The organism is Jiangella ureilytica, from assembly GCF_004348545.1.
GTDB lineage: Bacteria > Actinomycetota > Actinomycetes > Jiangellales > Jiangellaceae > Jiangella > Jiangella ureilytica.
In genome coordinates this window covers 104,975-125,439 of sequence record NZ_SMKL01000006.1, presented here as the reverse complement: position 1 = coordinate 125,439, position 20,465 = coordinate 104,975, and the positions used below count along the sequence as shown (strand labels likewise).

Genomic DNA, 20,465 nt, shown 5'->3' with positions numbered 1-20,465 from the left:
GGCGTGACGACGACGGCCGACTCCGGAGTGCGGCAGCGCACGCGGCGGGCCATCCTCGAGGCCGCCGCCTCGGTCTGGGCCCGCGACTTCTCCGCGTCCCTCGGCGACATTGCCGACCGCGCCGACGTCAGCCGCAGCACTCTGCACCGCTACTTCCCCGAGCGCCAGGCCCTCATCGACGCACTGCTCATCGACTCGCAGGCGCGGCTGGGAGAGGCCTGGAACGGGGCGCTCGCGGTATCCAGCACCGCCATGGAGACGGTCGAGAACATCATGGGCGCCATCGTCGACCTCGCCGACCAGATCCTCTTCCTCTTCAGCGACCCCACCCGCTTCGTCGGCAACCCGCACTGGACCTCCGACGATGACGACGGCCTGCTCGACCTCATCCGCGCCGCCCAGCGCGACGGCGAGTTGGACCCCGACATCGACCCCACCTTCGCGATGAGCGTCATGTACGCCCTCATCTACGTCACGGCCGAGTCCGTGGCGGCCGGGACGCTGCCGCGACACAAGGCCGCCGAGACCGCGGTGCGCATCTTCCGCCACGGCGTCTCGCCCCGGGAATGATGGCCGCGGGAGTCCAGGCACAGCCATGAGAGGCTCGCCACCGGACGCTGGGCGCGATGGTTGAGGGATCGGTGTCGCCCTGGCGGCACTGATCCCTCAACCATTCCAGTTTCGAGCCGGCGCGGTTCGCGCTCGAGCAGGAGCTGCACGACCTCGTCGAGGCAGCGGACAGGGCGGCCGACGACCCGGCGTTCGACGACGAGGCGTTCCAGGCGGCGCTGGCAGCGGCGCTCGACGAAGGCAGGCTGCGCTGCGTCGTCGTCATCGACACGGCGCCGCCCGAGCTGATCGAGCTGGTCGGCTACCTGCAGGACGTCAGCAACGACCGGCTCGACCTCGACCTCGTCACCGTCACCGCCTACGACCTCGGCGGGCGTCGGGTGCAGGTCCCGCAGCTGATCGAGCCGGACCGCGCCATCGACGAGCTGCCACCGGCCGCGCGTACGCCGTCACCGGAAACCCGTGGTGACGGACGGCCCGCAGGTTTTCGCGACGTCCATCGACACCGTCTCGAGAGAGCGCCGGCCGTTCCTCCAGCAACTGGTGACCTGGGCGATCGACCTCGACGCGCAGGGGCTCGCCACCCTCCACACCGCCGCGGGACGCGAGCGCTGGATCCTGCGGGTCCACATCCGCGGTCAGCGACGCGGCCTGGTCACGCTCTGGAACGAGAACGCCGGATTCGTGTCGCCGTTCCGCTCGGTGGTCCAGCAGGAGGCTCCGGCCACCCTCCGCGAGCTGGACGAGCGGTTCCCGAGCCAGATCGGCGCCGGCAACTACATCAGGTCCGACGACGTCGCCGAAGTGCTCCGGCTGCTGACGGCCGCCTACCGCGAGGCCGCCGCCCACCAGAGTTGATCTCGGAGAGAGTGCGGAGTCGATCGGGCGAATCCGACGGCGATGCCGCGGTGACTGCACGATCAACTCGGTGGGGTCAGGGGGTGAGGGCGACGACGGCGGCGGTGCCGGTCTCGAGGCGGTGCGGGCCGTCGGCGGCGGGGAAGCGGGCGAGGTCGCCGCGGACCACCTGACGGCGACCCCAGACGTCGGCGAGCAGTAGGCCGTCCGCGCTCACCGCCACCAGTTCGCCGTCGACCCGCAGCAGCACCGGCTCGTCCACGCCCCACGACAGCGCCGTGCGGCCGGCGCGCAACGCGTCGAGGACGTCCGGGACCGAGGGCGAGGCGGCGGCGACCCAGGTGACCGGGCGAGCGAGCGGGCGGCCCTCGGCGGGGGAATGGAAGTCCGACCCGCCGATCGGCACGGTCGAGAGGCCCCATGCGGTCCACCAGGCCAGCGGGCCGGTCCACTCGTGCGCCATCCAGGACCAGTGGAAGATCTCCGCGAGCGGCGGCCGCGAGTCCAGCGGATGGTGCCACGCGCAGTCCGACGCCAGGGGGTGGTTGATGGACAGCAGCCCACCCGCGGACGCCACGGAGGACACCCAGGACGACGCCGGCTGGCGGAAGTCGACCCAGGGGATGGGGCCGAAGGCGTTCGCGTGGCCGCGCTCGGTCGTGACCTCCTGGCCGGGCAGCAGCGTGATCCCGTACCGCGACCCGACCTCGAGCAGCCCGGCATGATGCGAGACGGTGTTGTGGTCGGTGACCGCGAGCACATCGAGGCCCGCCGACACTCCGAGGGCGGCCAGCCCGGCCACCGGCAGTGAGCCGTCCGAATGCAGCGTGTGGGCGTGGAAGTCGCAGGCCAGCCAGGTCAGCCCATCATCGGCGGGCAACGAGCGGCGCGGCGGCCGGTCCGCGGCGCCCACCGGCGGCGGCCCGGACGGCTCCGGGTCCAGCGGCGCCGAGGGATCGTCGAGCACGACGGAGACCGTCACCGGCACCCCGTCCGACGGCACCCGGTACAGGCCGAGCACCACCGACCACTCACCCGGTTCGAGCGGCCCGGCCAGATATCCCGGGGTCGCCGCCGAGGCCGTCACCGTGAAGCGCCGCCGCGACCCGCCGGACCAGCCGCGCCACCCCGCGGCCCCGGAGCAGCCCAGGTCGATCACCGCGTCCTCGCCGCCGTAGGAGAGCGCGACGTGCACCGACCACGTCCTCGGTGGCACCTCGAACGGCAGCGTCAGGTAGATCGACGACGCGCGATCGGCCGGCAGCAGCCGGCGCGACAACAGCACCGTCATGCCGCGGCCGCCACCGGCTCCATCAGCTCCTCGCTCTCGGCGTCGAACAACAGGGTCCGCTCCGGCCGGACGACGACGAAGCCGGCCGTGCCGGGCGCCGGCTCGTGGTCCTCGTCGACGACCACCTGCACGAGGACGCCGTCGCCGGCCTCGACGGTGACGAGCACGGACGCGCCGAGATTCTCGACGACGGTGACGGTGCCGGTGATCGCGTCGTCCGCCGACGACGGCGCCACAGCCGACCAGCGCAGGTACTCCGGCCGCCCGCCCCAGATCACCGACGACCCGTCGACCACCGACGAGGACAACCCCGGCGGCACCGGCAGCGACGCCCCCGCCACCGACACCCGCCCGTCGCGAACGGAGCCCGGATGCAGGTTCATCGGCGTCGACCCGACGAACCCGGCCACGAACGTGTTGGCCGGACGGCGGAAGACGTCGCGCGGGGAGCCGACCTGCTGGATCCTGCCCGCACGCATGATCGCGATCCGGTCGGCCAGGGCCAGCGCCTCGGCCTGGTCGTGCGTGACGAACACCGTCGTGACGCCCAGGTCGCGCTGCAGCCGCTTGAGGAACGTGCGCGCCTCGAGCCGCAGCCGCGCGTCGAGGTTGGACAGCGGCTCGTCGAACAGGAACACGTCGGGCTTGCTGGCGACGGCTCGCGCCAGGGCCACGCGCTGCTGCTGCCCGCCGGACAGCTGCCCGGGCCGGCGCGCCGTCAGCCCTTCCAACGACAGCCCGCCCGCGACCTCCTCGGCCGTCGCCAGCCGCGACGAGCGGTCCACCTTCTGGATCTTCAGCGGATACGCGATGTTGTCGGCCACCGTCATGTGCGGGAACAAGGCGTAGTCCTGGAACACCATGGCGACCCGCCGCTCGCCGGGCGGCAGCGCCGTCACGTCGCGCGACCCGATCGACAGCCGCCCGTCGGTGGCCGTCTCGAGTCCGGCGATCGTGCGCAGCAGCGTCGTCTTGCCGCAGCCCGACGGGCCGAGCAGCGCGAAGAACTCGCCGTCCTCGATGGTGAGGTCGAGCCCGTCGACCGCGCGGACGCCGCCGGGGTACTCCTTGACCAGCTGGGTGGTGGTGATCGCCGCCATCAGCGCTTGATCCCTCCATGGAAGCGGAAGCCGTAGCGGCGGTTCACGAACAGGTACATGACCACCACCGGGATGGAGAAGAGCAGGGAGAACGTGGAGATGAGCGCGAGGTTGGGCTGGCCGCCCTCGGTGTAGAAGGTGAACATGACGACGGCGGCCGGTTGCCGGTCGGGGGAGCGCAGCAGGATGAACGGCACCAGGAAGTTGCCCCACACCTGCACCACGGCCCAGACGGCGATGGTCGCCAGTCCCGGCCGGGCGATCGGCACGACGACGTGGCGCAGGATCTGCAGCGACGACGCGCCGAACACCCGCGCTGACTCCTCGTAGGACCGCGGGGTCGAGTCCATGAAGTCCTTGAGGATGAAGATCGCCGTCGGCAGCAGCCCGCCGGTCAGCACCAGCACGACGCCGAGCTGCCGGTCGATCAGCCCCAGCTCCGTCATCAGCAGGAACGTCGGCACCATGGCCGCTGTCCCGGTGACGATCGACGACAGCAGGAGCAGTAGGTAGAGCAGCGTGTCGCGGCCGGGGATCCGGACCCGCGACAGTGCGTACGATGCCAGCGCGGCCAGCACCAGCGTGATCGCCATGGTGCCGGCGGCGATGAGCACCGAGTTGCCGAGCGAGCGCATCGCGTACGGGTTGTCCCACAGCGTGCGGAAGTTCTCCAGCGTGAAGTCCGGCAGCGACACCTGCACCGACGGCGCGGTGTCGAACGGCGCCGACAGCAGCCACAGCAGCGGAAGCGCGAAGAACACGAACACGAAGCCGGCGAAGACGTACCGGCCGACCGCCCCGAGGGCCGCGCGTACGGTCATGAGCGGCGCTCCCTCAACAGTCGCAGGTACACCGACGCCACGATCAGGTTGATGATGATCATGATCAGCGACAGCGCGGCGCCCTGGCCGAGCGCGCCGTCGCGCAGCGCCACCCGGTAGATGTAGATGCCGAGGATCTCGGTGCGCCCCTGCGGACCGCCTGCCGTGATCAGGTACGGCGCGAACACGTTGAACGTCCACAGCGTGATCAGCAGCGTGTTGGTCAGGATGTGGCCGCGGATGTTCGGCAGCACGACGTCGCGCAGGGTGGCGAACGTGCCGGCGCCGGCCATGCGGGCGGTCTCGAACTGCGACGGTGGCACCGAGGCCAGCGCGGAGCCGAACAGCAGCATCGAGAACGCCGTGCCGTTCCAGATGTTGAAGACGATGATCGACTGCATCGGGTACTCGAGCAGCCAGGCCGTGCCGTCGGTCCCGAGCAGCGCGTTCAGCGTGCCCTCGCGCCGGTCCAGCAGCGCCAGCCACAGGAACGCGACCACCGACGCCGGGATGATCCAGGCCAGCAGTACCACGGTCTCGAGCACGGACCGCACGGCCGGCCGCAGACGGCGCGCGACCCAGGCCAGCGCGAACCCCAGGATCGACTGGCCAACGATCGCGGAGAAGAACACGAACGCGAGCGTCAGCATCAGCGAGTTGCGGAACGCCGGGTCGCTCAGCGCGTCGGTGTAGTTCTCGGTGCCGACGAACTCCGGCTCGGCGGCCGCCAGCCCGGTCAGCCGCCAGTTGGTCAGCCCCAGGTAGAGCGTCCAGATCGCCGGGAAGACCAAGAACACCGCGACGACCAGCATGGCCGGTGCGACGAACCCGGCGGCCCGCCACCGCCCCAGACCGGCGGCGTCCCCGTCGTCGACGGCGGCACCTCGGCCCCGGCCCGTACCCCGGCCGGCGCCCCCGGGGTCAGCCCCGCGAGCGCCGGCCGGGTCGAGGTCAGTCGGCGATGGAACCGTCGTCACCGACGATGCCCTCCAGTTCGCTCTGGTAGCCCGCTGCGGCGTCCTCGGCCGACGTGCCCGAGGCCACCGCGGCGGTCGCCTCCTGCAGGGCGACCGACACCTGCGGGTAGATGGCCAGAGCCGGCCGGTAGGCGGTGATCGGCAACACCTCGGACGCGATGAACTCCATCAGCGGGTCGCCCGCCAGGGCCTCGGCGTTGACGTCGTCGCGGGGGGTGATCCGCGCGCCGGCGATCTCGATCTGCGCCTCGAACGCCTCCGGGGAGTTCATGAACATCATCAGCTCCCACGCCTGCTGCGGGAACTCGGTGTTCGGGTTGATGACCCGGCCGGTGCCGCCGGACATGCTGACGAAGTCCTGCCCGTTGAGGCCGGCGCCGGGCTCGCGGGCCGGGATCTTCGCCCAGCCGACGACCTCGTCGCGGTTGGCCATCGGGGCGATGCCGCCGTCGGGGTTGATGACCGAGCGCCACAGGTAGTCGCCCTCGATCAGCATGCCGAGCTGGCCGGACGCGAACAGCTGGAACGACGTGTCGCGGCCCTGCGCCTCCTGCTGCAGCAGCGGGTCGCCGAGCTGCTCCTCGCCGTACACCTGGGCGTAGAAGTCGAGCACCTCGGTGACGCCCTCGGTCGCGCCGGTCCAGGTGTCGTCGGCCCAGATCTGCTCGCCGGTGCCGGCCAGCAGCGGCAGGAAGCCCTGCATCGTCGTGGCCTCGCCCATCGGGACGCCGGCGTTGATCTGCAGCGGGGTGACGCCGTCGAGCTGCTTGAGCGCGCGCGCGGCCTCGAGGATCTCGTCCCAGCTGGTCGGCTGCCAGTCCTCCGGCAGCCCCGCCTGGGCGAACAGCTCCTTGTTGAAGTAGATGACCCGGCCGTCGGTGCCGACGGGGATGCCGTACGCCTCGTCGTCGAACGTCATGGCCTGCTGGACCGCTTCCGGGATCTGCTCCCAGCCGTCCCAGTCCTCGACCGCGTCGCCGGCGATGTCGGTGAGCGGTGCGATGTACCCGGCCTCGGCGAACTCGCCGGTCCAGATGCCGTCGATGCTGATGATGTCGCCGCCGCCGCCGGACTGCAGGTCGAGGGCGATCTTGGTCTTGTAGTCCTCGTCGTCGACGCCGTTCTCCTCGAACTCGACGGTGACGTCGACGCCATTGGCCTCCTGCATGGCGGTGAACTCGGGGATGACGTAGTCGGTGATCCACGCCGCGCCCTCGGAGTTCTTGCCGCCGGCGATGGCATTGTCGGTGATGGTGAGCGTGACCTCGGTCGCCTCGGCGTTCTGCGAGGGGTCGCCGCCCGCGGATCCGCCGTCGTCGTCGCTTCCGCACGCCGCCAGGACGAGCGCCGCCGCGAGCAGGCCGGCCGTGCCGCCGAGCCCGGTGTTCAACCTCATCGATCCTCCAGAGCAGCCGAACCTCGATGTCCGGCTGTCAGATTGTCATGACTTTCTGACGAGGTCTAGACCTTCCATGACCTGTGACCTCACTGGAACCTCAAGTCCCGCGCGCGCGGGCCGCTCGGCAAATGTCCTAACATACTGACGTACTTATCACCCAGGTGAGGGGGTTCGGCGTGGCCGAGGGCATCCCGGAGCTCGTGGTCGACCGCACCAGTCCGGTGCCGCTGTACTTCCAGGTCGCGCAGCATCTGGAGCAGCTGATCGAGTCCGGCGCCTACCCGCCCGGCACCCGTCTGGACAACGAGATCCAGCTCGCCGACCAGCTCGGCCTGTCGCGTCCCACCATGCGCCGCGCCATCGAGTACCTGGTCGACCGCGGCCTGCTGGTCCGCAAGCGCGGCGTCGGCACCCAGGTGGTCCGGCCCAAGGTGCGCCGTCCCGTGGAGCTGTCCAGCCTGTACGACGACCTCCGGGCGGCCGGCAAGCAGCCGCGCACGCAGATCCTCTCCTTCGAGGTCCAGGAGCCGACCGAGGTGGTGGCCGAGGCGCTCGGCCTGGCGGCGGGTGACACCGTCTACGCCCTCCGCCGGCTGCGCTTCACCGGCGACGAACCGCTGTCGATCATGAGCAACTACGTGCCCACCGGCCTGGTCCGGCTCGACGCGCGATCGCTGGAGCACCACGGTCTGTACGCCATGATCCGCGCCGCCGGGGTCACCCTGAAGATCGCCACCCAGACCATCGGCGGGCGGGCCGCCCGGGCCGCCGAGGCGCGCCTGCTCGACGAGCACGCCGGCGCGCCGCTGCTCACCATGACCCGCATCGCCTACGACGAGACCGGCCGCGCCGTCGAGTACGGCGCCCACCTCTACCGGGCGTCGATGTACACCTTCGAGCTGACCCTCACGACCACCTGACCAGCGACGACGGCGTCAGCGTTGACGGCGTCAGCGGCGGTCGCGCAGGCGGTCCAGCAGGTCCGGGGCGAGCGCGCCGAACCCGGTCGACGCCCACGGCTCGAAGCCGGTGTCCATGTAGTGCACGACGGTGTCGCCGGTCGGCAGGTCGAGGATCTCCGGCTCGCGGCGCTTGCCGATGTCGCGCCGGCACGCCTCGCAGCACGGCACGTCGCGCTTCCCGGCCGCCGTCTTCCACTGCGCCTTCGTCGTCGCCGGGCCGTGCAGCGGGTTGAAGAAGCAGGCCACGGCCGGCGTCCACGAGCGGCCGTCGGCGGCATGCTCGAGGGCGTCGTCGCCGCGGCGAGCCAGCACCAGCGCGCCGACGGCGTCGGCAGCGGCCTCGGAGCGGTCCAGGATCGCCGTCGCCGCCTGGTAGTGGTCGAGGGCGGCGGCCCAGGTCGCGCTGTCGTCGCCGCCCTCGATCTCGAGCGCGCGGATCCGCTCGCCCAGCGCTGCCGTCTCGGTCTCGGCCCGGCGGCGCCACTCGCGGGTCTGCGCCGACGAGATGCGCTGCAGCGCCCGCCGCTTCAGCTCGACGTCACCGCGCGGCCGGCGCCGGCGCAGCAGGAGGGCGACGACGGCGACCGCTGCGGCCACCGCCAGTCCCACCCCGAGCACGATGCCGCCGGAGCCGCCGTCGTCCCCGCTGCCGGAGCTGTCGACGGCGGTGCCCCGGTCGGGGTAGTACTCGTCGTACACGGTCTGGGCGTCGCCGCTGGTGAAGATCTCGAGGGTCTCGGCCAGCTGCTCGCCGAGGTCGGTGGGGTACTTGTCCCGGGCGACATAGGTGGCCAGCGCGTTCTCGTTCTCCGTCTGGACGGCGTAGCTGGTGGTGTCGACCGACCAGCGGTAGCCGACCGAGCCGCGCGAGACGAAGTAGACGCCGTCACCGGCCTCGCCGAGCTCGCGGTGGACCAGCGTCACCAGCTGGTTGGCCGAGAGATCGGCGCCGAAGTCCAGCGGGACGGCCAGCACGTATGTCCGCGGCGTCGCGGCGTCGACCATCGTCGTCACAGCGGCGAGGTCGTCGGGCGCGATCGCCTCGGCGACCGCCGGGTCGACGTGGACGCCGTCGTCGGCGAGATCGGCCGCGATGGCTGCGGGGTCGGGCTGGTAGACCGCCTCGCTCACGCCGCCGCCCTCCGGTGCCGCACGATCGCCCATCCCGTCAGGCCCACCAGGCCGCCGCCGACCCCGCAGAGGCCGCCGATGAGCAGGCCGGCCGTGATCACGCCGCCCGTCCCGCCCCAGTAGTGGCTGCTGGTGTCCTCGCCCACGGTGTACTCCCGCCCGTCGTTCTCCTCGATCGCGGCGAGCAGCCGGTCCGTCTCGGCCGCGCTCGTCCACTCCACTTCGTCGTCCAACGCACCGTAGAGGGAGAAGTACTCGCCCTCGATCCCGATGTCTGCGCTGTCCACGTCGACCCCGGGGTCGACCTCGACGTACAGGCCGGGCCGGCCGGTCTCTGCGCCGATCTGGCGCAGCACGTCGGCGGCCGACCCGTAGCCGGCCTGGTCGCTGCCGGGCCAGATCACGAAGTAGACCTGTGGGTCCGATGCGGCCGCGGCCTCGTCCAGCCGGTCCAGTTCCTCGGCGGAGAAGACGCCGGACGCGCTCGGGTCGACGTAGACGTGGCCGTCCGCGCCCAACCCGGCCGCCGCGGCCGCGGCCCGCTCGGTGAGCGGCGGGTCCGGCGTGACGGCGGGAGAGGCCAGCCGCCACGCGACGGCGCCGCCCGCCACGGCGAGCACCAGCGTGATCAGCAGTCCCACCACACGTGCCCTCATCGGCGCGTGCTCCGATCCTCGAGGACCTGGGCGGCGAGGTCACTCACCAGCGCGCCGTATCCGGTCCGCGCCCAGACGGTGGACGTGTCGACGTACGGCACCCGGCCGCGCAGCCGCCGCCGCACCGCCAGCATCGGCCCGGCCACGCGGGCGCAGGCGCGGCACACCGGCGCGTCGATGGACGAGCCGTCGAGCCGGACGGTGTCGCGGGCCTCGCCGTGCAGCGGGTTCACGAAGCAGGGGTGGTAGGGGCGCCGCTTCTGCGAGCCGGCCCGGTCGAGCTCGCGGCCCGCGACCTCCGCCAGCACGACCGCGCCGACGGCGTCGAGCGGGTCGCCGGTCGCGAGCACGCGGTCACCGGCCTCGATCGCCGTCGCCGCCGCCTCGCCGTGCACGCCGCTGACCTGTGCGGCCGGCAGCCTCGCGAGCCGCCGCCGGACGTCGTCGAGCCGGCCCTGCGCCGTGACGGCGATGTCATCGGGTACCGCCGACGTCGAGGTTGGCATGCCCCGCCCGGCTGGGAGGGGGCCCACCCTACGGGCGGGGGCTGACAACGTCGCGTCGCGGCGGCGCGCACGGGCCGCCACCAGCGTGATGATCGTCCCCGCGACCAGGACGCCGGTCACCGTCGCGAGCAGCGCCACCCAGCGGCCGGCGTTCGCATCGGCGCGGTAGTAGTCGGACTCCGGGAGGAACGCCCACGGTTGCGCGGCGTAGTCGTCGACGACGTCGTCCGGCAGCTCGTCCAGCGGCGCCGCCGCCCAGCGCAGCGTCAGCACCGCCTCGAACACGGCCGACACGCGCGGGTAGTCGCCGTGCGCGTTCGACTCGGCCCGCTCCATCGCGAACGTGACCGGTGCCGTCCCGGCGTCGGCCAGCTCCTCGTCGCCCCAGGCCTGGGTATGGGAGATCTCGCCGCGGAACTCGACGTGGTAGAGCCCGTCGCCCAGCTCCGCCTGCATCAGCGCCGCCGCCGCCTCGCTCGGGTACTCGGCGCCGGCAACGTCGTCGGGCACCTCGGCCAGCACGACATAGGCGGGCAGGTCGAGCCCGGCGGCGGCGGAGGTCAGCACGTCGTGGGCCAGCTCGGAGTCGCCCATGCCCATGGACGGCTGCACCAGGACGGGGTCGTCGCGCAGCTGCTCGATCAGCTGCTCGACGGTGCCGGCCGGCGGGTCGGCGGGCGTGTCAGCGGCTGATGCCGGCGCTCCCAGCAGCAGCGCGGTCACCGCCAATGCGGGGAGGACGGGCACCGGCACAGCCTACTGACCTCGGCACACTCATCTGTCAGCGGCCGTGTCAGTCCGTGTCAGCGCCGTGTCAGCGCGGCCTCACGGCGGTATCAGGGACCGGGCGGAGTGTTGTCGCATCAGCACAGCGACATCGAAACGAGGCCCCCTGATGACACTCGACCGACCGACGGCCATCGCCGCGACCGGCCTGCGCAAGTCGTACGGCGAGCAGACCGTCCTCGACGGCATCGACATCACCGTCCCCGAGGGCACGGTCTTCTCGCTGCTCGGCCCGAACGGCGCCGGCAAGACCACGACCGTCCAGATCCTCTCCACCCTCATCGAGGCCGACGGCGGCAGCGTCCGCGTCGCGGGCCACGACCTGGCGACCGACGCCGACGGCGTGCGCGGCGCGATCGGCGTCACCGGCCAGTTCTCCGCCGTCGACAACCTGCTGACCGGTGAGGAGAACCTGCTCCTCATGGCCGACCTCAACCACCTGGACAAGCAGGAGGGCCGGCGGCGGGCGGCAGAGCTGCTGGAGCGGTTCGATCTGGTCGACGCCGCGAAGAAGAACCCGATGACCTACTCCGGCGGCATGCGACGCAAGCTCGACCTCGCCATGACGCTGGTCGGCGACCCCAAGGTGATCTTCCTGGACGAGCCGACGACGGGCCTGGACCCGCGCACCCGGCGCACGATGTGGGAGGCCATCCGCAACCTGGTCGCCGGCGGCGTCACGATCTTCCTCACCACCCAGTACCTGGACGAGGCCGACGAGCTGGCCGACCGGATCGCGCTGCTCGACCACGGCAAGATCGTCGCCGAAGGCACGTCCGACGAGCTCAAGCGGCTCATCCCCGGCGGGCACATCCGGCTGCAGTTCACCGACGCCGCCGAGCTCGACCAGGCCGCCCGCACCTTCGCCGGCTCCACCCGCGACGACGCGGCGCTGGTGCTGCAGGTCCCCAGTGACGGCGACGTGCACTCGCTGCGGTCCGTCCTCGACCACCTCGACGTCGCCTCCATCGAGGTCGCGTCACTCACCGTCCACACCCCCGACCTCGACGACGTGTTCCTCGCGCTGACCGGGCACCCGGCCGAGGCACGCTCCTCCGCCGAGGCCGGAGATGAATCCGCGGAGACCGCCGCCGACACCGTCGACACCGCTGAGAAGGAGAACGTCCGATGAGCACCCTCGCCCTTGCCGCCCGCGACTCGCGCACCATGCTCCGCCGGAACATGCGCCGATGGGCCCGCTACCCCGCGATGACCGTCCAGCTCATCGCCCTTCCGGTGATCATGCTGCTGCTGTTCGCCTACGTCTTCGGCGGGACGCTCGGCGCCGGGCTGGGTGGCGAAGCGAGCGCCCGTGCCGACTACATCGAGTACCTGGTGCCCGGCATCCTCCTCATGACGGTGGCCGCCGCGATCCAGGGCACGGCGATCTCCGTCGCCATGGACATGCAGGAAGGCATCATCGCCCGGTTCCGCACCATGGCGATCTCGCGCGGCGCGGTGCTCACCGGGCACGTGATCGGCAGCTTCCTGCAGACGCTGGTGGGCCTGGCCATCGTGCTCGGGGTGTCGCTGGCGATCGGGTTCCGCCCGAGCGCCAACGCGATGGAGTGGCTCGGCGCGATCGGGCTCATCGCCCTGTTCGCGGTCGCGCTGACCTGGCTCGCCGTCGCCCTGGGCCTGTCGGCCAAGAGCGTCGAGACCGCCAGCAACACGCCGACGCTGATCGTGCTGCTGCCGTTCCTGGGCAGCGGGTTCGTCCCGGCGGACTCGATGCCGGCCGGGCTGAGCTGGTTCGCCGAGTACCAGCCGTTCAGCCCGGTGATCGAGACGGTGCGCAGTCTGCTGCTGGGCACCGAGATCGGCAACAACGCGATCCTGGCGCTCGGCTGGACCGTCGTGATCGGCGTGTTCAGCTACCTGTGGGCGATGAAGCTGTTCCGCCGCCCGCCGGTCCGCTGAGCTGGCTGCTACATCCGATGCGTCGGGCCGGGCCTGCCCGCAGCTAGGGTCGCCCTGGCTCGGCGTCCGGCACCGACGATGTCGAGGAGGCCTCCGGCCCCCTCTCATCGCCGGTCTGCCCGGCCCGCCGAGGGGCCAAGACGGACCCGGCCAGCTCGACCGCCCAGGAATGGGCCGCCGCACCGTCGCGGCCGGTGAGGTCCCGCACCGTCTCGGCCCACACCTGCGAGGCCGCCCCGTCGCCCAGTGCGATGCGGGCGGCCTCGTCGGCGTTCCGGGCCTCCGGGGCGGACCGGTCCAGCCCGCCGGCCAGCGTCTCGACGGCGGCCAGCAGCCGGACGGCGTCGGCGGGCCGGCCCACCCGCAACGCCTGGTCCGCGGCCCCCACCAGTACCCGGCCGAGCACGTCCTCGTCGCTGTTCTGCCCCAGCTCGAGAGCGGCCGCGCGCTCCGTCGCCGCGGTCTCCAGGTCGCCGGCCGCGGCGGCCAGGTGGCCGCGCGACGTGGCGACCATCGCCAGGAAGAACGGGTGCACGGAGATGTCCTGCAGCAGCCGCTCGCAGCGGTCCATCTGCACCCGGGCCGTGTCGAGGTCGCCGGTCCACCGGGCCAGGTCGCTCTGGTACAGCGCGAGGCCCGCCACGGAGTCGGCCCAGGCCAGCCCGGCGGCGTCGTGCTCGGCACGGGCCAGCGCGGCCGCACTGCCCTCGTGGTCGCCGAGCAGCCAGCGCAGCTGCGCCTCGCGGCCGCGCATGAAGACGACGTCCTCGACGGTGCCGACGGCGGTGGCGCAGGTGATCGCCTCCTCGAAGAGGCGCAGGGCCGCGGCGAGGTCGCCCTGCCGTGCCTCCAGGTCGCCCATCGTGGTGAGCGCGAACGAGGTGCCCCACCGCTCGCCGGTCTCGCGGAACTCCGCCAGCGCCAGCTCGACGTGCTCGCGCCGTTCGGCGAACGAGAGCTGACGGGCGTAGTTGAGCCGAGCGAGCGCCCGGACCCACGGGTCGTCGTTCTCGAGCAGCGACCGCATGTTCGCGCCGAACCGGCCCTCGGTGGGCGACATGAAGTCCGCGAGGCCGCCGACCATGACCAGCAGCGGGTTGCTCCGGTCGCCGCCGGAGAGCCGCTCGGCCTCGGCGATCCAATCCTTCACGATCCACTCGTCGCCCAGGCCGGCGGTCGCCGTCATGGCCAGGCCCGCGTACGCCGTCGCCCTGGTCACGTCGTCGGCCGGGCCTGGCACCGCCAGCGCCGCCGTCGTCAGCTCCGCGCCCTCGGTCCGGTGGCCCGACAGCCACCAGTACCAGAGGGCCGCCACCGTCAGCCGCAGCGCGCCCCGGGCGTCGCCGGCCGCGGCCGCGCCGCGCAGCGCCACGGTGAGGTCGTCGTGCACGGCGCGCAGCCGGCGCAGCCAGACCAGCTGCTCGGCCCGGCGCAGCTGTGGCTCGGCGGCCTCGGCCAGCTCCGTGACGTAGCGCAGGTGCGCCCGGCGGACGGCGTCGAGCTCGCCGGCCTCGTCCAGCCGCTCCAGGCCGTAGGCCTTGATCGTCTCGAGCATCCGGTACCGCGGCGCGTCGCCGTCGTCGTCGACCACGAGCAGCGACTTGTCGCTCAGCGAGATCAGCTGGTCGAGCACGTCGGCGCCGTCGCCGCACACCTGCGCCGCCGCGTCCGCCGTCGCCCCGTGCGCGACCACGGCCAGCCGGCGCAGCACGACCCGCTCGGGCTCGGGCAGCAGTCCCCAGCTCCAGTCGACGACGGCGCGCAGCGTCCGGTGGCGGGGGAGTGCGGTGCGGCTGCCGCCGGTGAGCAGCCGGAACCGGTCGTCGAGCCGGGCGGCCAGCTGCTCCACCGTCATGGTGCGCAGCCGGGCGGCGGCCAGCTCGATCGCCAGCGGCATCCCGTCGAGCGCGCGGCAGATGCGGGCGACGGCGGGGGCGTCGGCTTCGGTGAGGGTGAAGCCGGGGCGGACGGCGCGCGCCCGGTCGACGAGCAGCCGGACGGCGTCGACGCCCAGCAGGTCCGCGGCGGCGCCGTCGTCCTCGGGCGGCAGCGCCAGCGGCTCGACCGGCCAGACCGCCTCGCCCGTGATGCCCAGCGGCTCGCGGCTGGTCGCGAGGACGCGCAGGTCGGGGCAGTCGCCGAGGAGCCGGTCGGCCAGCGCCGCGGCGGCGTCGATGACGTGCTCGCAGTTGTCCAGCACCAGCAGCGCGGCCCGGGTACGCAGCGCCGCGACGAGGCGGCCGGTGGCGTCGTCGTCGGAGCTGCCGCCGAACGGCTGGTCGCGCAGTTCCAGGGCGCCGAGCACCGCGGCCGGCAGATCCGCACCGGCCGCGACCGGTGCCAGCTCGACCAGCCAGACGCCGTCGGGCATCCGGTCGACCAGCGTCCGCGACGCCTCGCCGGCCAGCCGGGTCTTGCCCGACCCGCCCGGCCCGGTCAGCGTCGTCAACCGGTACTCGCCGACCAGGTCGCGCACCCGGACGACGTCGGCGTCGCGGCCGATGAAGCTGGTCAGCCCGGTGCGCAGGTTGGTCCGGGCGGTGGCCCGCCGCTCGTCGGGAGGTGCAGGGGCAGGAGCGGGCTCCGAGGAAGGGGCCGCCAGCTCGCCGCGGAGGACGCCGGTGTGCAGGGCGGACAGCTCGGCCGACGGGTCGGTGCCGAGCTCGTCGGCCAGCGCCTCGCGGGTCCGCTCGTAGGCCGCCAGCGCCTCCGCCGGGCGGCCGGCCGCGACCAGCGCCCGCATCAGCTGCCCGACCAGGCGCTCGCGCAGCGGATGCTCGGCGACCAGCGTGGTCAGCTCGGTGGTCAGGGCGGCGCCGCGGCCGAGCCGGAGCGCGGCGTCGACCCGCTCCTCCGTCGCAGCGAGCCGCAGTTCCTCGAGGCGGGTCCGCGGCGCCTGGAAGAACTCCGACTCCGCGACGTCGAGCAGCGCCGGGCCGCGCCACAGCGCCAGCGCCTCGCCGAGCCGGTCCGCCGTCGTCTGGTCGTCCGACGCCGACCGGGCGGCCGCGACCAGCCGCTCGAACCGCGCGGTGTCGACGGCGTCCGGGGGCAGGGCCAGCCGGTACCCGGCCGGGTGCGACTCGACGGCCAGCCCCGGCAGCGCCCGCCGCAGCCGCGACACCAGCGCCTGCAGCGCGTTCGCGGCCCCCGCCGGCGGGTCGTCGCCCCAGATGCCGTCGACCAGCTGTCCGGCCGGGACCAACCGGCCGGGGTCGAGGGCCAGGACGATCAGCAGCGTGCGCAGCCGCGCGCCGGCGATGTAGACCGGCGCGTCGTCGTCGTCGAGGACCTCCAGCGGCCCGAGCAGCCCGATGCGCACCGGAGGCATTCTCCCCCAGAGCGCTCGCGCTCCCGGCTAGCCGCGCAGCTCGGCGACGACGGCGTCGCTGAACGGCGGCCACGCCTCGGCCGCCCACGGCCCGAAGTCGCGGTCGGCGAGTGCGACGCAGGCGGCACCCAGGTCGGGGTCGACCCAGAGGAACGTGCCGGCCTGGCCGAAATGGCCGAACGTGCGCGGCGAGTTGGTGGTGCCGGTCCAGTGCGGCGACTTGCCGTCGCGGATCTCGAAGCCGAGGCCCCAGTCGTTGGGGCTGCGCATGCCGAAGCCGGGCAGCACGCCCACGAGACCGGGGAACTGCACCGTCGTCGCCTGCTCGACGGTGGACGGGTCGAGCAGCGTGGGGGAGAGGAGCTCGGCCGCGAACCTCGCCACGTCGGCGGCCGTCGACCGCGCCCCCGATGCCGGCGACCCTTCGAACACCGTCGCCGTCATGCCGAGTGGGCGGAGAACGCCGTCGCGCACGTAGTCGGCGAACGGGATGGCCGAGTGCTTCGCGACGTGGTCGGCCAGCTGCTCGAACCCGGAGTTCGAGTACAGCCGCCGCTTGCCCGGCGCCCAGGCGGCCTTGTGCTCGTCGAACGCCAGCCCGGAAGTGTGGGCGAGCAGGTGGCGGACGGTGGAGCCCTCGGGCCCGGCCGGCTCGTCCAGCCCGACCGCCCCCTCCTCGACGGCGAGCAGGGCGGCGTAGGCGGTGATCGGCTTGGTCACCGACGCCAGCCGGAACACCCGGTCCTGGTCGCCGTGGGTGCCCGCGACGACGGCGCCGCCGGCGTCCGCCCGCACGACCGCCGTCGCGGCGTTGCCGACCGGCCACTGCTCGATGATCCGCACGCTCTGCATGCCCACGACCCTATGCGCGCCGGTAGCGGCGACGGGCGACCCGGGTGACTACCGGGCCAGGCCGCGGCGGACGAGGAGCGGCTCGATCTGGGGGTCGCGGCCGCGGAAGTTGCGGAACGCCTCCATCGAGTCGATGCTGCCGCCCCGCGAGAGCAGCTCGCGACGGAAGTGGTCGCCGTTGGCGCGCTCGAGGCCGCCGTTCTCCTTGAACCACTCCACCGTGTCGGCGTCGAGGACCTCGCTCCAGATGTAGGAGTAGTAGCCCGCGCTGTAGCCGCCGGAGAAGATGTGCGCGAAGTACGAGGTCCGGTACCGCGGCGGTACGGACTCGAGCGCGACCCCCGCCTGCGACAACGCGGCCGCCTCGAACGCCAGCGGATCCTCGACCACCGTCCCGGGCGCGATCTCGTGCCAGGCCAGGTCGAGCAGCGTCGCCGCCAGGTACTCCGTCGTCGCGAAGCCCTCGCCCCAGATCTGCGAGTCGAGCAGCCGCTGCACGACGTCCTGCGAGAGCGGCTCGCCGGTGGAGTGGTGGACGGCGTAGTTCTCGAGGACCGAGGGCCAGACCGCCCACATCTCGTTGACCTGCGACGGGAACTCGACGAAGTCGCGGTACACGCTGGTGCCGGAGAACGTCGGGTAGGTCACCGACGAGAACAGCCCGTGCAGCGCGTGGCCGAACTCGTGGAACATGGTGTTGACCTCGTCGAACGTCAGCAGTGCCGGCTCGCCGGCCGGCGGCTTGACGATGTTGAGGTTGTTGACGACGACTGGCTTGGTGCCCATGAGCGCCGACTGCTCGACGAAGGAGTTCATCCAGGCGCCGCCGCGCTTGGAGTCGCGGGTGAAGAAATCGCCGATGAACAGGCCGATCCCGGTGCCGTCCTCGTCGAACACCTCGAAGACGCGGGCGTCGGGGTGGTACGCCACCAGGTCGGGACGCTCGGTGAACGACAGGCCGTAGAGCCGGCCGGCCGCGTGGAACACGCCGTCGCGCAGCACCCGCTCGAGCTCGAAGTACGGCCGCAGCTCGGCCGCGTCGATGGAGTACGTGGCGCGCCGGACCCGGTCGGAGTAGTGCGCCCAGTCCCACGCCTGCAGCTCGAACTCGTCGCCGATGGACTCCTGCAGCCGGGCCGCCTCGGCGTGCGCGTTGGCGACGGCGGCCGGGGTCAGCTTGCCGAGCATGTCGTGGACGGCGGCCGGCGTCTTGGCGGTGCGGTCCTCGAGCACGTAGGTGGCGTGGTCGGGGTGGCCGAACAGTGCGGCCCGCTCGGCCCGCAGCGTCGCGATGCGCGCGGCCGTCTGCAGGGTGTCGTTGTGGTCGCCATGGGCGCCGCGGCTCACCGACGCGCGGTGGATGCGCTCGCGCAGCCCCCGGTTGGTCAGTGACGTCAGCACCGGCTGGCCGCTCGGCAGCCCCAGCGTGATGACGTACTTGCCGTCCAGCCCGCGCTCGCGGGCGGTCTCGGCGGCGGCGGTGACGGCGTCGGCCGCCAGCCCGTCGAGCTCGGCGGCGTCGTCGACCACGACGGCGGTGGCGTTGGTGTCGGCGAGCAGCTTGTTCTGGAACGCCGTCTGCAGCGCCGACAGCTCCTCGTTGATGGCGCGCAGCCGGGACTGCTGCTCGTCGGTCAGGCCGGCGCCGGCCCGGACGAAGTCGAGGTGGTAGCGCTCGAGCAGCCGCCGCGACTCGGCGTCGAGGTCGCCGGCTCCGTCCTCGACCAGCGCCGAGATGCGCGCGAACAGCCGCTTGTCGAGGTGGATGGCGTCGGAGTGCGCGGCCAGCTTCGGCGACACCTCGCCCTGGATCTCCTGGATCTCCTCGTCGGCGTCGGACGACGCCTGGTTGAAGAACACCGCGGACACCCGCTGCAGGATCTGCCCGGACCGCTCCAGCGCCACGACGGTGTTCTCGAACGTCGGAGGCTCTGCGTTGGTGGCGATGGCCTCGACCTCGGCCAGCTGGTCGGTCATGCCGCGCTCGAACGCCGGCCGGTAGTGGGCGGTCTCGATGCGCTCGAACGGCGGCAGCTGGTAAGGCAGGTCGCTGACGGCGAAGAACGGGTTCTGGGCTTCCGCACCGGGAGTCTGCATAGACGCACGCTACCCGAGCAGCGACGACGGCTCGCGGCCCGGCTCGTCGGCCGGCGGGACCGCGGCGGGCCGCTGCGCCGGTGTCTCGACGGCGACCGCGCCGGTGCTGTCGGCGGCCGACCGCAGCACCGATTCCATGATGTCGAGGACGTGCAGTGCCAGCGTCCCGTTCGCCCGCGCCGCGTCCGCTGACGGTGCCGTCATCAGTTCCGCGACTCCGAGGCCGCGCCCGCTGATGCGGTATCCGGCCGCGACCGGCAGCGGCTCCCAGCCGGCGCCGCCGAGGCGGCGCAGCAGCACCTCGCCGTCGAAGTGGTTCGGGTCGGGCACGATCAGCGATCCGGCCGAGCCGTGCACCTCGATCGGTTCGGCTCGGGTCGCGACGGCGTCGAAGCTCATCGTGACGGTGGACAGCGCACCGGAGGCGTGCGTGAGCACCCCGGTGACGTGGGTGAGCACCTCGACAGTGATCTCCTCGCCGGTCCGCGGGCCGCTGCCGATGGTCCGCGTCGGCCGCGCGGTGCTGCCGGCGCCGAGCACGGACACGACCGGCCCGAGGAGCGTGACCAGTGCGGTCACGTAGTACGGGCCCATGTCGAGCAGTGGCCCGCCGCCGGTGGCGTAGTAGAAGTCGGGGTCGGGGTGCCAGCGCTCGTGGCCGGGGCAGAGGAAGGTGGCCGTGGCCGCGGCCGGGGTGCCGATGAGGCCGGTGTCGACGGCGTGCCGCGCGGTCTGCACGCCGGTGCCGAGGACGGTGTCGGGTGCGCCGCCGACCCGCACCCCGGCCGCGGCGGCCGCCGTCAGCAGCCGCCGTCCGTCGGCCACCGTCGCGGCGAGCGGCTTCTCGTTGTAGACCGCCTTGCCCGCCGCTATCGCCGCCAGCGCGACGGGCGCGTGCCCGGCGGGGGGCGTGAGGTTGAGCACGACGTCGACCTCCGGGTCGGCCAGCAGGGCGTCGACGGAGACCGCGCGGACCCCGTCGAGCCCGGCGACCGCCGCCTGGGCCCGTGCCTGGTCGAGGTCGGCCACCGCGACCACCCGCACGGTGCTGAGCCTGCGCAGCGTGTCGAGGTACTGCCCCGAGATCGCCCCGGCTCCGACGATGCCGACACCTACGACCTGCTGGCCCACTGCAGTCCTCTCTTCACGACGGTGCGCACGTTCTCCTCGCAAGTGCACGGCTCATCGGTCGCCGCCGTCGGGCAGGG

17 protein-coding genes are annotated in these 20,465 nt (G+C 72.9%); 5 read left to right on the top strand and 12 right to left on the bottom strand.

Annotation, left to right across the window (positions count from 1 at the left end; translation table 11 throughout):
• Window positions 1-3 precede the first annotated feature (3 nt).
• Together E1212_RS04285 and E1212_RS04280 are read left to right on the top strand one after the other, a co-directional pair.
• Window positions 4-570, top strand: coding sequence for a TetR/AcrR family transcriptional regulator (locus E1212_RS04285; protein WP_203416367.1), 567 nt, complete (start codon window positions 4-6; stop codon window positions 568-570).
• A gap of 462 nt (window positions 571-1,032) precedes the next feature.
• A complete protein-coding gene (locus E1212_RS04280; RefSeq protein ID WP_131979596.1) occupies window positions 1,033-1,428 on the top strand; it encodes a hypothetical protein in 396 nt (131 codons plus the stop codon).
• Window positions 1,429-1,504: 76 nt separating this feature from the next.
• On the opposite strand, the gene E1212_RS04275 is transcribed toward E1212_RS04280, so the two are convergent.
• The 5 genes from E1212_RS04275 to E1212_RS04255 form a co-directional block, all read right to left on the bottom strand.
• The gene (locus E1212_RS04275) at window positions 1,505-2,719 is read right to left on the bottom strand and encodes a CehA/McbA family metallohydrolase (RefSeq protein ID WP_131979593.1); all 1,215 of its coding nucleotides are present in this window, start codon (window positions 2,717-2,719) and stop codon (window positions 1,505-1,507) included.
• Window positions 2,716-3,819 (bottom strand): ABC transporter ATP-binding protein, encoded by a 1,104-nt coding sequence (locus E1212_RS04270; RefSeq protein ID WP_131979590.1) that lies wholly within the window; start codon window positions 3,817-3,819, stop codon window positions 2,716-2,718. The genes E1212_RS04275 and E1212_RS04270 overlap by 4 nt, the downstream gene beginning before the upstream one ends.
• Complete coding sequence (locus E1212_RS04265) at window positions 3,819-4,640, bottom strand: carbohydrate ABC transporter permease (protein ID WP_131979587.1); 822 nt, start codon at window positions 4,638-4,640, stop codon at window positions 3,819-3,821. The genes E1212_RS04270 and E1212_RS04265 overlap by 1 nt, the downstream gene beginning before the upstream one ends.
• The gene (locus tag E1212_RS04260) at window positions 4,637-5,452 is read right to left on the bottom strand and encodes a carbohydrate ABC transporter permease (protein WP_131979646.1); all 816 of its coding nucleotides are present in this window, start codon (window positions 5,450-5,452) and stop codon (window positions 4,637-4,639) included. Before E1212_RS04260 ends, E1212_RS04265 begins: the two co-directional genes overlap by 4 nt.
• Before the next feature lie 139 nt (window positions 5,453-5,591).
• Window positions 5,592-7,013, bottom strand: coding sequence for an extracellular solute-binding protein (locus E1212_RS04255; protein WP_131979584.1), 1,422 nt, complete (start codon window positions 7,011-7,013; stop codon window positions 5,592-5,594).
• A 179-nt stretch (window positions 7,014-7,192) separates the two neighbouring features.
• On the opposite strand from E1212_RS04255, the gene E1212_RS04250 reads away from it, so the two are divergent.
• A complete protein-coding gene (locus E1212_RS04250; RefSeq protein WP_131979581.1) occupies window positions 7,193-7,936 on the top strand; it encodes a GntR family transcriptional regulator in 744 nt (247 codons plus the stop codon).
• Between the two features lie 30 nt (window positions 7,937-7,966).
• Here the strand turns inward: E1212_RS04250 and E1212_RS04245 are convergent, their stop codons facing one another.
• The 3 genes from E1212_RS04245 to E1212_RS04235 are packed head-to-tail and all read right to left on the bottom strand — an operon-like array spanning window position 7,967 to window position 11,018.
• Window positions 7,967-9,109, bottom strand: coding sequence for a hypothetical protein (locus E1212_RS04245; protein ID WP_131979578.1), 1,143 nt, complete (start codon window positions 9,107-9,109; stop codon window positions 7,967-7,969).
• On the bottom strand, window positions 9,106-9,765 hold the full coding sequence (locus E1212_RS04240) for a hypothetical protein (RefSeq protein ID WP_131979575.1): 660 nt from the start codon (window positions 9,763-9,765) through the stop codon (window positions 9,106-9,108). Before E1212_RS04240 ends, E1212_RS04245 begins: the two co-directional genes overlap by 4 nt.
• A complete protein-coding gene (locus E1212_RS04235) occupies window positions 9,762-11,018 on the bottom strand; it encodes a hypothetical protein (protein WP_131979572.1) in 1,257 nt (418 codons plus the stop codon). Before E1212_RS04235 ends, E1212_RS04240 begins: the two co-directional genes overlap by 4 nt.
• 148 nt (window positions 11,019-11,166) lie before the next feature.
• Between E1212_RS04235 and E1212_RS04230 the strand changes: the two genes are divergently transcribed.
• A complete protein-coding gene (locus E1212_RS04230; RefSeq protein ID WP_131979570.1) occupies window positions 11,167-12,189 on the top strand; it encodes an ATP-binding cassette domain-containing protein in 1,023 nt (340 codons plus the stop codon).
• Complete coding sequence (locus E1212_RS04225; protein ID WP_131979567.1) at window positions 12,186-12,977, top strand: ABC transporter permease; 792 nt, start codon at window positions 12,186-12,188, stop codon at window positions 12,975-12,977. Before E1212_RS04230 ends, E1212_RS04225 begins: the two co-directional genes overlap by 4 nt.
• 43 nt (window positions 12,978-13,020) lie before the next feature.
• Here the strand turns inward: E1212_RS04225 and E1212_RS04220 are convergent, their stop codons facing one another.
• From E1212_RS04220 to E1212_RS04205, 4 genes are read right to left on the bottom strand one after another with little or no spacing between them, the layout of a single operon-like run.
• A complete protein-coding gene (locus E1212_RS04220; RefSeq protein ID WP_131979564.1) occupies window positions 13,021-16,299 on the bottom strand; it encodes an AfsR/SARP family transcriptional regulator in 3,279 nt (1,092 codons plus the stop codon).
• 36 nt (window positions 16,300-16,335) lie between these two features.
• A complete protein-coding gene (locus E1212_RS04215) occupies window positions 16,336-17,160 on the bottom strand; it encodes a serine hydrolase domain-containing protein (RefSeq protein WP_131979561.1) in 825 nt (274 codons plus the stop codon).
• Window positions 17,161-17,208: 48 nt separating this feature from the next.
• Window positions 17,209-19,257: a M3 family metallopeptidase gene (locus tag E1212_RS04210; RefSeq protein ID WP_131979558.1), complete on the bottom strand. Its 2,049-nt coding sequence runs from the start codon at window positions 19,255-19,257 to the stop codon at window positions 17,209-17,211.
• 9 nt (window positions 19,258-19,266) lie between these two features.
• Window positions 19,267-20,388 carry a Gfo/Idh/MocA family protein gene (locus tag E1212_RS04205; RefSeq protein ID WP_131979555.1) on the bottom strand — a complete coding sequence of 374 codons (1,122 nt, stop codon included), beginning with the start codon at window positions 20,386-20,388 and terminating at the stop codon, window positions 19,267-19,269.
• Window positions 20,389-20,465: the final 77 nt, after the last annotated feature.